We start from the raw sequence: 15768 nt of genomic DNA on the forward strand, positions 1-15768 counted from the left end.
TTTACTACAACTTTTATTTTTTAAAGTCTAAATTTTTGAATTTTCTTAATTTTTTGGTTTACAGAAATAGGGAATATGTAAAACCTTTTCTGGTTGTTTGCTATTAAATAATTCAACACAGGCACAAAAAAAATTGCACCTGTGTTATAGACTAATTCAAAATAAATTATACGGATGTAAAATTTATGACGGGACAAAGATTAAAAGAAGCGCTTATATGAATGTAGGTTTTTACATTATATTTTTAACGTATTATCCTTCAATTTTATTTAGCTAACCCAGAAACAGATTAACATTAATTAGCGGGAGTTCAACATAAAACCTGTGTTGTTAGAAATATAAATGTTGGTAAATCTAATTTCAGGTTCTTAATATAATTTCTACATGTTTGGTAAACCATAAAAACCTGACGCTAAATTAAGCTGGTTAGCTTTTAGAAGAGTATTTACTTTCCAATTCCGCTTGGAATTCCTCCATTACAGGACGAACGGTGCTTTCTGGTAAATCGGCAATTTTAATGTACATTAAGCCATCAACAGCGTTATTAAATAATGGATCCACATTAAAGGCAACTAAACGGGCATTCTGTTTAATGTATTTTTTTAGCAAAACAGGAAGTCTTAGTGCTCCTGGTTCTATCTCATCAATAATTTTATCGAACTTATTAAGGTCGGCTTCGGTTTCGTCAAAAACAAAATCCTTATCAGCGTCCTTTAGTTTTACCTTAAACTCTTTTTTAGGGCGAACATATTGAGCAATATAAGGGTCATAGTAATGCGATTTCATAAACTCAATCATTAGAGATTTAGAGAACTTAGAAAACTGGTTACTAATACTTACACCACCAATTAAATAATTATGCTCCGGATATCTTAATGTGGTATGCACAATACCTTTCCAGAGTAAAAATAAAGGCATTGGTTTTTGCTGATAGGCTTTTATAATAAATGCGCGTCCCATTTCTATAGATTCGCTCATCATTTTATATAACTCTGGCTCAAATCTAAATAAATCTTGAAGATAAAAACCATCTATACCATATCGGGCAAATATTTGAGACCCTAATCCCATTCGGTAAGCACCGGCTATAAGCTTCTTATCATTGTCCCATAAAAACATATGATGGTAATACGTATCAAACGTATCTAAATCAATAGCCTCGTTTGTGCCTTCGCCCACTTCCCTAAACGTAATTTCTCTTAACCTACCAATTTCTCTAAGTATATTGGGGATTTTATCAGCGGGAGCTAAGTAAACTTCGTAATTTTTACTTTCAAGTAATCGGCATTTGTCTGACTTTAGTGTTTTAATTTCTGCTTCCATAACGCTAGTTTCAATAGGAGTAACAATGCGTTTTGGTGGTTTTGCAGTTTTTAAAGTAGTTGGAATTTTATCTAATATTTTAGATTTATCTTCAAAAGAGTTAGAAAGCATGTAGGTTTTCTTTCTAATAAATTCCGAAAACTCCGTGAGCGATTTATGTTCTTTTTGATCTTTTACAGATATTGGCTTTCCTATTCTAACCTTTATAGTTCGTCTTTTTTGGGTTAGCAATTCTGAAGGTAATTTAGCCGTTCTAAACGTATCACTTATTTTAGATAATTTATAAAACAGCTTACTGTTTTTAGCATGGAAATAAATAGGTACAACCGGCACTTCGGCCTTTTTTACCAACTTCATTGCGGCTTCTTCCCAAGGTTTATCAACTACTAATTTACCATCTCTATATGTAGATACTTCACCAGCCGGAAAAATACCTAGCGGATGTCCTTCACGAATATGCAGAATAGCGTTTTTAAAGCCAGCAATACTCGATGCCACATCCTTTCTATCTTCAAAAGGATTTACAGGCATTATATATGGCTTTAGTGGTAGAATGCGATGCAACAGAAAATTTGCAATAATCTTAAAATCTTTGCGCTGTTCTAACATCAATTTCAATAATAAAATACCATCAATTCCGCCTAACGGATGATTTGAAATAGTAATATAAGCACCATCTTTTGGTAAGCGACTTAAATCGGCTTCTGGAATTTCAAATTTAATTTGAAAATCATCTAAAATACCATTTAAAAAATCTAGTTCACTTAAATGTTTATTGCGTTTGTATATTCTATTGAGCGTAGAAATTTTTAAAACCTTCATTAAAAGCCACCCTATAAAGGTTCCTAAAAACCCATATTTGTCTAATTGAATGGCTTTTGCAACTTCCTTTGCAGATACTAATCCTTGATCTTGAGGTTTGGTCATAAATGTAAATGTACAAATTTGTTTTATTTGGTTACAATCTGAACGGTTTCTTGTGTTAATTGTTTTAATAAAACGGTTTTGTCTTGCTCTAATTCTTTAATTGATGATTGGTTGTAGTGTCTAATAGTATATAACGATACATTGTTATGACAAGTTACACTAAATTTAGCTTTTAACTGCTGTAAAAGCTTTTCTAAATTGTTATAAATATTATCAACACAAACCGAAAAACTAATCGCTGAATTCTGAATAACATCAACCTTCATTTTGTGTTGATGCAGTAGACTAAAAATTTCACTAATGTTTTCTTCAACTATATACGAAAAGTCTAAAGATGATAAAGAAATTAAAACTTGCTCTTTTTTTACAATAAAGCAAGGGATTTTAGGGTTTAAGGTAACACCTTTGCCAACTGTGGTTCCAGAGTTTTCTGGATTTAAGAATGATTTTACAAGCAAAGGAATTTCCTTTTGCTGTAAAGGTTGTAATGTTTTAGGGTGAATTACAGAAGCACCGTAAAAAGCCAATTCTATTGCTTCTCTATAAGAAATATTATGAAGTAATTGGGCATTTTCAAAATGACGAGGATCAGCATTTAAAACCCCTGGAACATCCTTCCAAATAGTTACACTTTGAGCATTTAGACAATAGGCAAAAATAGCTGCGGTGTAATCACTCCCCTCTCTACCTAACGTAGTTGAAAAATTATTAGCATCACTACCTAAGAAACCTTGAGTAATATTTAGAACCGAAGTATCGACCTTTTTAGAAATGGCATTTTGAGTGATTTCCCAATTAACATTGGCCCTCCTGTAATAGTCATCCGTTTTAATGACATCTCTAGCATCTAACCAGTTATTTTTAATTCCAATTGTGTTTAAATAATCACTGATAATCGTTGTTGATACTAATTCTCCATAACCAACAACTTGATCATATACGAAGCTATAATTGGGTGACTTACTACTCTTTAAAAAGCTGTTTAACTCATCAAAAAGCAGTTTTACTTTTTTAAATATAGGGTGACTTTCATTTTCAAATAAATCGAATAAAATATCATTATGGAATTTTATAACATCTTGAATTGAGCTTTGTAATTCACCTTTTTTTTCAAAGTAGTTAGAAACAACAACCTCTAAAGCATTGGTAACTTTGCCCATAGCGGAAACAACAACCAAAGTGTTTTTAAAACCGACTGTTTTTAAAACTGTTGCTAAATTTTTTACACCTTTAGCATCTTTAACAGAAGCGCCACCAAACTTAAATATTTGCATTTTAAAGTTTTGCTACGTAGTTTTTAATACTCTCTTCGTTCATTTGAACCACATCCCAATCTCTCATAACATTGGCGCCCTTACTTTCATAAAATTTAATTGCGGGTTCATTCCAATCTAAGACTTCCCAATTAATGCGTTTTACTCCCATTTCATATCCGTGCTTTACAATGGCATCTAAAAGGGCAGAACCAATGCCAGACCCTCTTAATTCAGTATTAACAATTAAATCTTCTAAATGGATAATTTTTCCTTTCCAAGTGGAATATCGATTGTAGCCTAGGGCAATACCTTCAACCTTATTGGCAACTTCTGCCACATAGCAAAAAAAGGCAGGTTGCTCTCCAAATCCGTCGCTTACAAGATCTTCAACAGTAACTAAAACTGCATCTGGTTCTTTTTCAAACTCTGCCAATTGCTTTATTAAAGCTAATACAGCCGGCATATCTTCTTTTGTTGCTTTTCTTATTGTAAAATCCATGGTATTTTTTGTAAAATCAAATATAAGGTAAAGAAAAATAAACATTTCATTATTCTAGAACGAAAACGTTGTAGTTAATTAAAATTTAATTGATATTTGTAGTGAATTAAACACCAATTATTTATGTCCCACCAAAAACAAACCTTAGGTGAGTTTATTATCCAAAATCAAGCTTCATTTAAGTATTCTTCGGGTGAATTATCAAGTCTTCTTAATTCTATTAGATTAGCTGCCAAAGTTGTTAACCATGAGGTAAACAAAGCTGGTTTGGTTGATATTATTGGAGCCGCAGGAGATACCAATGTTCAAGGCGAAGATCAGCAAAAGCTAGATGTGTATGCTAATGAAAAGTTTATTCAAACCCTAACCAAAAGAAACATAGTCTGCGGTATTGCAAGTGAGGAAGAAGATAGCTTCATAACAATTAACAGTCAAGATGAAAACCACAGAAATAAATATGTGGTTTTAATAGATCCTTTAGATGGCTCATCAAATATTGATGTTAATGTTTCAGTGGGTACAATTTTTTCAATTTACAGAAGAATAACTCCTGTTGGAACCCCTGTTCAATTAGAAGATTTTCTTCAAAAAGGAAGTGAACAGGTTGCAGCCGGTTATGTGGTTTACGGAACCTCTACTATGTTGGTTTATACCACTGGAGATGGCGTAAACGGCTTTACTTTAAATCCGGCAATTGGGTCTTTCTATTTATCTCATCCAAAAATGGAATTTCCTGAAGACGGAAATATTTACTCGGTGAATGAGGGGAATTATGTGCATTTCCCTCAGGGAATTAAAAACTATATAAAATACTGTCAAGAGGAAGTAGATGACAGGCCGTACACCTCAAGATATATTGGATCATTGGTGTCCGATTTTCATAGAAATATGATAAAGGGAGGGATATATTTGTATCCACAAAGTTCTAAAAATCCTAACGGTAAATTACGTTTGCTTTATGAATGTAATCCAATGGCATTTTTAGCTGAACAAGCCAATGGTAAGGCTAGCGATGGGTATACAAGAATAATGGATGTTGTGCCAACAGAATTACACCAACGTGTGCCTTTTATTTGTGGAAGCAAAAATATGGTGGATAAAGCCGAGGAGTTTATGACAAACTCTAAGGATTAAATAGTTTACTCAATTTGCATTAAGTAGACTTTAGATAATTTGGAAGCTCTTGTTTTTGGATTCAAAAATGAGAGCTTCAATCTTGTAATACGGTAGCTATCCAATTCGTATGTTTTGCCCCAATTTATATTGTCCTTTTTCAAAGTTTCCATTTGCTTTTCATGTACCAATACCCACTGCCCTTTTTTAAGGGTTTTTACTTCTGAAGGATCTAATGAAGGTGTTAAGCGTTTGGTATAAAAATCTAGAGACCAGCTGTATTTGCCATCAATTTTATAAATGTCATTAGGGTTTATACCTTCCTCTAAAACAACCTTAGCTGCATTACTTCCACCTTGAAACTCTAAGAGGTTGGGGTAAAATTGAAGGTTTAAACAATAGTTAATTACAATCATGAAGAATACTGAAACAACTATCAGCTTTTTAGAGATTTCCATCTTTTTCTTAAGTAATAAAACTAAGCCGACGAGAAGTATTATAAGCCCAAAAACTAGTATGTAGTTTATTGAAGGAAAAGCCCAAAAACTCAGGAAAATTACCAATACAGATCCTAAACCCAATACAGCATACTGTATTTTAAGTAATATTGAAAGTTCTTTATGCTTGTTGTTCTCAATAAGATATGCAATGTAACCCGCAACCAAAACAGAAGCCACAGGTAATAGACCGTTAAGGTAATGAGGTAATTTAGATTTTGAAAAGCTCATAATAATAAGAGCAAGTAACAAACCAATTGAAGTTAAGGTTTCTCTATTTTTATTAAACGAAAATTTAGTTTTAAAGAACTCAAAAACTCTGCTAAAAAGTGCTCTGTAAAAAATAACACTCCAAGGAATGAAAGCCCATAAAAGGGTGTGGAAAAAGAAAAAATGATCTTGATTTTTTGATTTAAATCCTTGTGAGGTTAGTCTATTAAAACTTTGATCCCACAGAATAAATCTAACACCAGAAATGTTTGTATGTCCTTCAATAACCTTTTCCGGATGTAAATCAAATTGGTTATAGTAGGCATATAAAACGGGGGTTATACTTGCAGCAAAGGCTAATAGACCAATTAGAGATTTGAGGCGAAATACGAGCATTAACTTTCTTTCGTACAAAAGATAACTGAGCAGACAAATGCCAATTATAAAAACACCAAGCATCCCTTTTGAGGAAAAAGCTAAACCAGCAAATAAAGCACCTATGACTAAATGTTTAAGTTTTAGGTTTTTGGAATAGCTAACCAACTGCCATAAACTACAGATTACCGATCCAGTAAGAACGGCATCTGTCCTCACATCATGATTTGCTAAAAAAATAGCTTGCGTAGATAGAAATGCTAATGATGCTATATGAGCTGCTTTTTCGTTGTATAATGTCTTAGCCAATTTAAATGCTGAAAAAGCGCCTAAAAACGTAAACATAAGTGCTGGTATCCTATAGGCCCAATGTGATATTCCGAAAAGTTTAAAAGAGAGGGCTGCTAACCAAAAGTGTAAATGAGGTTTATCTAGATAATCTGCGTCACCTTTATAAATATTAAAAAAGTCATTTTCTAAATACATACGCATTGCCATAGTAGCATGTTGCGCCGAATCGTTTTCCATTAAAGGAATGCATAAACCAAAAGAATAAACTAAGAATAGAAGTGCATAAAGCACCAAATAGTCTTTTTTTAAAAGGATAGCTAACATCTATCTGAAGTTTTAAGGTCGCAAGGTAATAAGAAGTTTAAATACTAAATAATTTATAGTTGAAAAACAAAAAACCGAACTCCAAGAGTTCGGTTTTAAAAATTAAAATACTTAAAATTTATTTTTTAAGTATTTTAAATGAGGTAGAACCAACATTGGTATTTAAATTTAAAATATATAGGCCACTTTTTAAGTGGGATAGGTTAAGTTCAGCATTGTTTTCTGAACTATAAAAAGCTTTCTGTCCTAGAGCATCGTAAATTTTCACTTCTTTGATTTCCATATGATCAGGAATATCTATTTTAAGCTTATCAACAAATGGGTTTTGAGTTAACTTAATACTAGAATATAAACTGTTTTCTGTGCTCAAACTACTATCTATTGTAAACAAAGCAGTATCGTAAATAGACCAATCGCCATTAGCATCTTGAACTCTTATATAAAACAAGTGATCCCCTTCAGATAAACCTGTGGTATCAATATTTAAAACTTGAGAAGATTGAGAGTTTCCAAACGAAACTGAAGTTCCGTTGCCTACACCTGGGTCTGTATCTATGAAGTATTCTGCTGAAGATACTTCATCTGGGGTTAAATCAAAATCTTTAATATATATAATTTGTCTATCATATAAACTCCAAGTGTTACCATTGTCTCTGGTACGTAAATAAAAAGAATGAAACCCTTCTGAAAGACTAGTTGTTGCAATTGTATATGTTTGTGCTAATTGCCCAGTATTACTATCTACACTTAAAGCATTACCGTTACCAACCCCTGGGTCTGTATTAAAAAAATACTCAGCAGCTGTTATATTGTTGCTAACAAAATTTTTGGTGTAGAAGGTCTGCCTTTCGTATAAACTCCAGTTACCATCACTATTTAAAGTTCTAATGTAAAATGAATTAAAGCCATCAGAAAGTGTGTTAGTCGGAATGCTAAATGTTTGTGTTAAATTACCAGAATTAGCACTTACGTTTAAAGACGTGCCATTTCCAACACCAGGATCTGTGTTAAAAAAATACTCAGCACTAGTGATACTTTGACTAAATCCTGAATAAATGGTAAACGTTAAAATATAAAATAAAACAAGCCTTTTCATATTAATTGGCATTAGTAGAAATTGTTACACTAAGATTAGCTCCAACGGCTATTCTATCGGTAATATTTGTAATTTTTACTGTTGGTATACCATTGGTGTAGCCTTGGTTGTTAAAAGTAAAAGAGCCCCCATCATAGATTCCCATATCTACTCCACCAACACCAGAGCCTATAGCAGGAGAACCTGCTTGCAAATTGTAATCGTCATTTTCAGCATCGAAAACACCACCAGTTGCACTAACAAAATTTGGGTTTTGGTTGTTAAGGTTATTGGATCCGCTTAGGCTACTATAACTACCAGAACCAAGGTTATATGACAAGCAATTTTCATAAACAACCCCTGTGGAGTTAGCATTAATCGTTGCACTTGATGATTCATAGAAAATGCAGTTTTGTACTTCTAAATCGCCGCTTGAATTTCCAACGTTTACTGGGTAAGAACCATCAATAAAAATGTTGTTTTTAATGGTTACCGACTCATGAAAATTAATGTAAATCCAATCTCTAATTACGTTGTTACTAATTATAGTGTTTCTGTAATTAGTCCAGGTGCTTGAATTACTGCTTATTCTATAAAGAACATTACCTCTAATTATCATGTTGTTTACTCCAGCATTGCTGTTGTTTGACCAAAACGTGCCTTCTATATCATTGTTTTCAATAATTAAGTTATTGATTTCAGTACTGGGATTTAAGGCATTAATGTCATCTGTAATATTGAAACCAGATATGGTAACATTCGATGCATTATCCAACAAGTCTATTTCATCAATCATTGTTTTTTTATCGGTATCTCCATGAGAAAAACCTATTAGTGTTATTGGTTTAGTAATATCGATATCTCCGTAATTAATTTCAGAGGCGTGTACGTAGATGATATCTCCATTACTGGCGGCAGAAATGGCGCTTTGTAAATCATTATATTGGGCATTAGCTCCAACAGAATTATCAACGGTTATTGTACTTTGGGCTGTTACTATACATGCAAATAGCAAAGCTGTTAAAAAGAGTAATTTGGTTTTCATTGTTTTGTAGTTTTAAATATGGATTAATAGCATTTTTTGTGTTTCAACTAATTTAACTTAGTTATCGTTCAAACAGTCTTCTGAGGCCTCAAGTAGATCAATTAATGCCTGGATTTGTCCATCATCATCCAAAGAGCGACATGATTTTCTAAGGCTTTTTAATTCGGCTACTTGCTCTTTACAAGTGTAATCATCATCATTGTTTGATAGTCTTGTTAATTTGGCTAAACATTCGGTAGCATCTAGAGTATCTTTTAGAGCTTCTGCTTGAGAGCACCCAGAAATTAGAAATAGTGTAACGAGACTTAAGCTTAGTAAAAATTTTTTCATTTTATATTTTGATTTAAATGGTTAGTTTAAAATTTGAAGGCAGCTCCTAGAGAGATATTACTTATACCATATCCAGCTTCTACATATCCAGCAATATGCTCGGTAAAAAACCAACGTCCGCCAATGAATCCAGAATGATCTAAGCTGTTACTGTAAGTTCTAAATGCGCTATCTGTATTTTTATTGGAGTAGAAATAGTAGCCTACTAGGAAGCCGGCATATATATCTAGCTTGTCTATGTTGAAGCCGTTATAATGGTAGGTACCACGAACCCCAACAACCGTTTGTGACCATTTATATTCCGAAGTACTAGAATACTTAAATGTTCTATGACCTATATAGCCACCAAGCCCTACAACTCCTGGGCCAGGAACATCCCAAACGCCTCTATCATAACTTGCACTAAATACTGGACTCGCATTTGCCGAAGAATAAAAACCGTAGTCTCCCGCAAAACCAATTCCAACATTAATAATATTAGTGTTTGCTTCAAATTCTTGTGCATTTGCTGAGAGGTATGTTAAAAACACAAAAAGAAGGCCTAAAGTAAATTTTTTCATAATGGTTTTATTTATTGTTGATTAATAGCTAATGTTGCGATAACAATGAGGAGGCAGGAGAAATGATAGGTTTTAGGGAATGAATACTCTTATAAGATTCATTTTCAGTACCAAGATTACTACAAGATACCTTAGATTTCAATCCGTAAATTCCCGTAATTTGAAAGAAAAAACGTTTAAAAGTTCAATTTTTTTTAACTTGGTAAGGTGATTTTCGTTTAAATGAACTTGAAATTACTTCTACTTTTTTTCTTTTTTTTGAGTTTTACTTCGGCTCAAACAGACATTTCTAAAGAGCAAAATTTAGATGCTAGTGCATATATTATTGCAGGAGATAGTTTAAATAAGCGAAAAGACTATAACGGTGCTTTAAAGTTGTATGAATTAGGTTTAGCAAAATCTTTAGATAATAACGAGAATCTTTTAGCAGCGAAATTTTACAAAAAAATAGGAGTTTACCATCATACAAAAGGAACGTATGAGTTAGCAGAAAGTTTATACAAGAAAGGTCTTGTACTAGACAGTTTAACCAATAATGCGGCCGATTTATATTTTAATATATCTTTGGTCAAAGAGACTATTGGAGAACAAGATAGTGTTCTAAATTATTTAGAAGGAAGCCTTAATATATTAGACAATACTGTAGCAGACAATTCGGCAAAAAGTAATATATTTTTATATGCAGGAAGAGTGTATAAAGATTTACAGCTATACGAGATTTCACTTAATTATTTAATAAAAGCTTATAACGGTTATACCTCATTAAAAAATGATAAGAAACTAGCAGATGTTTGTTCAGTTTTAGGTAATATTCATAATCATATACATAACTATAATCAGGCAAGGTACTATTATAATCAAGCCTTAAAGCTCCAAGGAGAATCTAAAAGTCTCACGGGAAAAGGTAGAACTTATATTAACATAGCGAATACATTTCATAGCTTAAAGGAATACGACTCGGCTGTGTTTTATTATAATAAAGGTATTAAGTTGTTAAAGCCACAAAGTTTAAACTTAGCTTCGGCTAAATATAATCTTGCTGACACATATGTGAGGATAGGAAAAACAGATGCAGCTGAAATTCATTTTAAGGAATCCATTCAAATCAATAGGAGTTTAAAAGACACATTGTCTTTGTTGTACGATTATAATGGTATTGTAAGTTTATATTTAACGGAAAATAAACTAAATGAAGCAAAGAAGTATATTGATAGTTTAAGTGTTCATGCTGTTAAGGTTTCCGATAAAATTATAACATTAAACTACTTAGAAAATAGAGCCGAATATTTTCAAAAAACGAAAAACTACCAAGAAGCGTATACAAGCCTAATCCAATTTAAAGAAATTTATAAAATAATTTTTGATTCTCAACAGAATGAAACTATTCAAAGTTTACATGCTAGGTTTGACCATTCAAATAAAAATAATGAGATATTGAAGCTCAAGCTAGCCAATAGAGATAAAGAATTAGTGCTTTTAGAGCAGAGCAAGAATATAAAAAGCAAAAATTTACTTCTTATTAGTATTATTTTAATATGTATAATTCTTGGAGTTAGTTATTATTTCTACAGAATAAGACAAGAAAATATTAAACAAGGTCTTAAGATAGATAAATTAACTGCTGTTTACTCTGGGCAAGAAGAGATAAAAAAGTTAATAGCTAGGGATTTACATGATATCATTACAACGAATTATGATGGTCTTAGGCTAAGGATATTAGCGCTTAAAAAAGTAGAAAGACCTAAGGATGAGATAGATAAAATAACAAAAGAACTTAAGGATATTAACCAACAGATTAGAATAGTTTCTCATAGATTGTCTCCTTTAGATCATATTATTGGTAACAGAAAGTTTACGGATATAATCAAATCTAGGTTGTCGGAATTTCAGCTATATAGCAAAGTCTTTGTAGAGTTAGAAAATGAAATACCCGAAAGTCTAAATGATACGACTGCTATATTTCAAGATAATTTTTATGGTATTTTACTGGAGATATTAAATAATATTGAAAAGCATTCTAAGGCAAATAAATTGACAATAGACTATTTTGTTGATGAAGAAAAGCAAATAAATATTGTTTTTAGAGATAACGGTATAGGCATAAATAAAAAATCTAAAGATGGGGTTGGATTATTAAATATTAAACAAAGGTGTGAAATACTCAGTGGTTTATGTCAAATAAAGAAAGTGGAATCTGGAACAGAGGTGCAATTGGTTTTTTCCGCAAAAAATATATTTAAAAATGAAGCCTATTAAAGTTCTCATAGTGGATGATTCAAAAATATTTGCTCAAGGTTTAAAATCATTGCTAAAGCAATATCCAGATTATGTTTCCAAAATTTGCTTAGCGCATAACTATGAAAAAGCCCTTGATAAATTGGAAAAAGAAGATATTGATTTTGTGATTTTAGATCTTAATTTTGAATCTGAGGATTATAATGGTTTTGATATTGCAAGAAAAGTGAAGTCTTTTTATCCATCTAAAAAGGTTATTATTTTAACTCAACAAGCCAAAATAGAGAATTATAATGTCTTATTTAAAGATATAAAAGTTGATGGGTATTTAGACAAGCAGTTGGGAGTAGAAGAAACCCTTGAGGCTTTAGAAACCATTTATAAGGGAGGAACCTATATTGATAGCAATATAAATGCCATGTTAGAAATTGGGATGTGGTTTGATGTTTCGAAAAGGCAAAGAGAAATTATAGACTTGATTTCCAGCGGTCTAACTCAAAAGGAGGTTGCTGTAAAGCTGTTTATAAGTAATAGAACGGTTGAGACCCATATTAAGAACTTAGCAAAAAAAATGGAAGCAAAAAATACCGCTCACCTAATTTCCATTTATACGAAATATATAAATGGAAATAGGGAGGGCAATAGTAATACTTAGATATTTTTACTGGATTTTAACCATTAGGATTTGTTGGAGGTTTTGGATCCTCCTTTCCTGGATCTGTAGAAGTTGTTGAATTAATGTTTTCTGGTGTGCATGCCATAGTTATTAAACTTACGGCTACTGCTAGTGCTAATGGTTTAATTGAATTTTTCATTTTATGATAATTTTGATTTAACTATCACAAAGAGCTGAAATAACTAGTGACTTCTTTTAAAATGTCTCTTTGATGTTTTTATCTAGTGACATATGTCTCTCATTTTCAAATAAGTTGAAATAATAAATGGAGGGAATTGTATTTTTTATAATTTTGAATAGGCTAAATTTAAATTACAGGTTATGGATACACTTTCCCCACAAGAAGTTCCGGCATTTATGTATTTAATAGATAGAATTAAGTACAAAAAAGAATTAAGTAATATGAAAATTAAAAATGAACCTATGGAAATAGCTAACAACGGATCTTATGAAGATTACCATAAGGTATCCGTTAGGACTATTCGAAGGGCACTGAAATTATATGAAAACCTACTCGCAAAAAAGGTTGTTTTCACAGATTATAATAGGCCAAGTAGGAAAACTTTAAATGTTTTATCTCAGTATTATATATTCCTCAATGGAGGAAGTAAATCTATGAAAAGTAATGTTTTCGATTTTTTCAAGGATCATAATAAAAAGGAAATAGAGATATATGCAGAAAAAAATCTAATAACAGGAGAAGAATTAAATAACATTTTGTATCGAAGTGCAGATAGACTTCAGGAAGATAAAATTGACGAAGTACTATTAATGAATTGTAAAAATGAATTAAATGAAATTGTACTAGAAGCTTTTTATAAGACCTTTAATAAAAACAAAAAGAAGTTTAAGAAAGGAAAAGTTGATGATGTAATAAAGGAAAAGTTTGTTGTGCAGTTAAATAAAGGAATAGAAAAAAAGCGTTTTTTCGAGTTAATTCTTTAACCCACATATCTATATATGGTAAATCCAAAGTAAATAAAAACCGAACTCAAACGAGTTCGGTTTTTTTTATTTTAAAGTATTATGTTCTAAAGAGCTACCAAATCATCAGTTTTATTCTTAGACGGCATATCAGATTTACCTATCAAATAAATATCTTCTTGTTTTGCAGCCTCTCTGCCTTCAGAAATAGCCCAAACAATTAGAGGTTGTCCACGGCGCATATCACCTATATGTAAAAATATTAGGCAGTCCAGAAAAATCTGTTTAATAAACCTAGAGCTAAATAAAGAAAATTCTTTTTTTTAATAAAAATATAACTTATTTAAGGTAAAAGGTTAGTTTTATTTTCAGTTCTAATTTAGAACATCAATTCATGAAAGCATTCAATTATTTAAAAACATTACCGTTCATAATTTTAATATTGGTTATTTCCAGTTGCACAGCTGAGGACATTGACTTAGAAGAAGAAAATTTAAATACCAAAGATCAATCCCAACTTGAAAGCGGGTGTTGTTTTGCTGCACCAATAATACTTGAAGGTCCCTTGTTTAAATAATTAAGTATACAAAAAGCGAACTTTTTAAGTTCGCTTTTCATTATATAACTAAGCCTTTTATTTATTAAAGAGCAACTAAATCACCTGCCTCATTCTTAGTTGGTAGGTCAGATTTACCCATTAAGTATATGTCTACTTGTCTTGCAGCTTCTCTACCTTCGGAAATTGCCCAAACAATTAGAGATTGTCCACGACGCATATCTCCTGCTGTAAAGATATTTGGGATATTGGTTTGGTACTTTCCGTATTCAGCTTTGTAGTTAGAACGAGCATCTCTTTCAATGCCTAACTTATCTGCTAAAGTACTTTCTGGACCAGTAAATCCTAAAGCTAATAACGCTAAATCACAAGGCCATGTTTTTTCAGTGCCTTCAATTTCTACTAATTTAGGACGTTGTCCTGGAACCATTTCCCACTCAACATTAACAGTTTTTAATGCTGTTAATTTTCCGTTTTTATCTGTTACAAATTCTTTTGTATTAATTAACCAGTTACGCTCAACACCCTCTTGGTGAGATGATGACGTTTTTAACTGTAATGGCCAAAAAGGCCAAGGCGTAGTAGGAGAACGGTGTCCCGGAGGCTTTGGCATAATTTCAAAGTTGGTAACCGATTTTGCTCCTTGACGGTTCGAGGTACCAATACAATCGGAACCAGTATCTCCACCACCAATTACAATTACATCCTTATCAGTAGCTAAAACTTGGTCTTTTACTTCTTTTCCAAAAACAACTTTTGTTTGTTGCGTTAAGAAGTGCATTGCTTGTACAACGCCATCGGCATCAATGCCAGGTGTTGGTAAGCTACGTCTTTCTGTAGCACCACCACATAAAACAACAGCATCAAAAGCTTTCAATTCTTCAACATCATAATTAACGCCTACGTTTACATTCACTTTGAAGGTGATACCTTCAGCTTCTAAAATTGCAACACGACGATCTATAATGCCTTTTTCCATTTTAAAGTTTGGAATACCATAACGTAATAAACCACCTATTTCATCATCTCTTTCAAAAACGGTAACGGTATGGCCGGCTCTATTTAATTGTTGAGCTGTAGCTAAACCAGCAGGTCCTGAACCTACAACAGCAATAGTTTTGCCTGTACGAACTTTTGGAGGCTGAGGTTTAATCCACCCTTCTTTAAAGGCGCGTTCTACAATATTCTTTTCAATATTTTCAATAGAAATAGGATCTTCAATAATACCTAAAACACATGCTTTTTCACATGGTGCAGGACATAATCTACCAGTAAATTCTGGGAAATTATTAGTAGAATGTAAAATCCATGATGCTTTCTGCCATTCACCTTGGTGTACCATATGGTTGAAATCTGGAATTAAATTTCCAAGTGGGCAACCACTGTGACAAAATGGAATACCGCAGTCCATACAACGAGATCCCTGTTTTGTGATTTCTTCCTCAGATAAAGGAACAGTAAATTCTTTATAGTGCTTTACACGCTCATCTACTGGCTTGTAAGCTTCGTCTTGTCTGTCAAATTCTTTAAAACCTGTTACTTTTCCCATGAC

Annotated in this window: 14 protein-coding genes and 1 pseudogene; 4 read left to right on the top strand and 11 right to left on the bottom strand. The window is 32.3% G+C overall.

Annotated elements, in window-relative coordinates:
* Nucleotides 1–426 precede the first annotated feature (426 nt).
* From FUA24_RS13925 to FUA24_RS13935, 3 genes are read right to left on the bottom strand one after another with little or no spacing between them, the layout of a single operon-like run.
* Complete coding sequence (locus FUA24_RS13925; protein ID WP_148543336.1) at nucleotides 427–2250, bottom strand: GNAT family N-acyltransferase; 1824 nt, start codon at nucleotides 2248–2250, stop codon at nucleotides 427–429.
* A 23-nt stretch (nucleotides 2251–2273) separates the two neighbouring features.
* Entirely contained in the window at nucleotides 2274–3524 is a 1251-nt protein-coding gene (locus FUA24_RS13930) for an aspartate kinase (RefSeq protein WP_148543338.1), read from the bottom strand.
* A 1-nt stretch (nucleotide 3525) separates the two neighbouring features.
* Nucleotides 3526–4005 (bottom strand): GNAT family N-acetyltransferase, encoded by a 480-nt coding sequence (locus FUA24_RS13935; protein ID WP_148543340.1) that lies wholly within the window; start codon nucleotides 4003–4005, stop codon nucleotides 3526–3528.
* 123 nt (nucleotides 4006–4128) lie between these two features.
* Here FUA24_RS13935 and fbp point away from each other — a divergent pair, with 123 nt between their 5' ends.
* Nucleotides 4129–5139 carry a class 1 fructose-bisphosphatase gene (fbp, locus tag FUA24_RS13940; RefSeq protein ID WP_148543342.1) on the top strand — a complete coding sequence of 337 codons (1011 nt, stop codon included), beginning with the start codon at nucleotides 4129–4131 and terminating at the stop codon, nucleotides 5137–5139.
* Nucleotides 5140–5144: 5 nt separating this feature from the next.
* Here the strand turns inward: fbp and FUA24_RS13945 are convergent, their stop codons facing one another.
* The 5 genes from FUA24_RS13945 to FUA24_RS13965 form a co-directional block, all read right to left on the bottom strand.
* On the bottom strand, nucleotides 5145–6815 hold the full coding sequence (locus tag FUA24_RS13945; RefSeq protein ID WP_148543344.1) for an ArnT family glycosyltransferase: 1671 nt from the start codon (nucleotides 6813–6815) through the stop codon (nucleotides 5145–5147).
* A gap of 118 nt (nucleotides 6816–6933) precedes the next feature.
* Complete coding sequence (locus FUA24_RS13950; protein ID WP_187388282.1) at nucleotides 6934–7911, bottom strand: T9SS type A sorting domain-containing protein; 978 nt, start codon at nucleotides 7909–7911, stop codon at nucleotides 6934–6936.
* Between the two features lies 1 nt (nucleotide 7912).
* A complete protein-coding gene (locus tag FUA24_RS13955; protein ID WP_148543348.1) occupies nucleotides 7913–8935 on the bottom strand; it encodes a right-handed parallel beta-helix repeat-containing protein in 1023 nt (340 codons plus the stop codon).
* A 57-nt stretch (nucleotides 8936–8992) separates the two neighbouring features.
* Nucleotides 8993–9265, bottom strand: coding sequence for a hypothetical protein (locus FUA24_RS13960; protein ID WP_148543350.1), 273 nt, complete (start codon nucleotides 9263–9265; stop codon nucleotides 8993–8995).
* A gap of 26 nt (nucleotides 9266–9291) precedes the next feature.
* Complete coding sequence (locus FUA24_RS13965) at nucleotides 9292–9825, bottom strand: hypothetical protein (protein ID WP_148543352.1); 534 nt, start codon at nucleotides 9823–9825, stop codon at nucleotides 9292–9294.
* 228 nt (nucleotides 9826–10053) lie between these two features.
* Here FUA24_RS13965 and FUA24_RS13970 point away from each other — a divergent pair, with 228 nt between their 5' ends.
* Together FUA24_RS13970 and FUA24_RS13975 are read left to right on the top strand one after the other, a co-directional pair.
* Nucleotides 10054–12081, top strand: a complete 2028-nt coding sequence (locus FUA24_RS13970) for a tetratricopeptide repeat-containing sensor histidine kinase (protein WP_187388283.1) — start codon at nucleotides 10054–10056, stop codon at nucleotides 12079–12081.
* The gene (locus FUA24_RS13975) at nucleotides 12068–12715 is read left to right on the top strand and encodes a response regulator transcription factor (RefSeq protein WP_148543356.1); all 648 of its coding nucleotides are present in this window, start codon (nucleotides 12068–12070) and stop codon (nucleotides 12713–12715) included. The genes FUA24_RS13970 and FUA24_RS13975 overlap by 14 nt, the downstream gene beginning before the upstream one ends.
* A gap of 16 nt (nucleotides 12716–12731) precedes the next feature.
* On the opposite strand, the gene FUA24_RS25230 is transcribed toward FUA24_RS13975, so the two are convergent.
* Nucleotides 12732–12875: a hypothetical protein gene (locus tag FUA24_RS25230; RefSeq protein ID WP_187388284.1), complete on the bottom strand. Its 144-nt coding sequence runs from the start codon at nucleotides 12873–12875 to the stop codon at nucleotides 12732–12734.
* Between the two features lie 182 nt (nucleotides 12876–13057).
* Between FUA24_RS25230 and FUA24_RS13980 the strand changes: the two genes are divergently transcribed.
* The gene (locus FUA24_RS13980) at nucleotides 13058–13681 is read left to right on the top strand and encodes a hypothetical protein (protein ID WP_148543358.1); all 624 of its coding nucleotides are present in this window, start codon (nucleotides 13058–13060) and stop codon (nucleotides 13679–13681) included.
* Nucleotides 13682–13767: 86 nt separating this feature from the next.
* Here FUA24_RS13980 and gltD read toward each other — a convergent pair.
* Nucleotides 13768–13936: pseudogene (gene gltD / locus FUA24_RS26035) on the bottom strand (glutamate synthase); the annotation flags it as partial.
* Nucleotides 13937–14301: 365 nt separating this feature from the next.
* Nucleotides 14302–15765 (bottom strand): glutamate synthase subunit beta, encoded by a 1464-nt coding sequence (locus FUA24_RS13990; RefSeq protein ID WP_148543362.1) that lies wholly within the window; start codon nucleotides 15763–15765, stop codon nucleotides 14302–14304.
* Nucleotides 15766–15768 lie beyond the last annotated feature (3 nt).

It is taken from the genome of Seonamhaeicola marinus, from assembly GCF_008085455.1.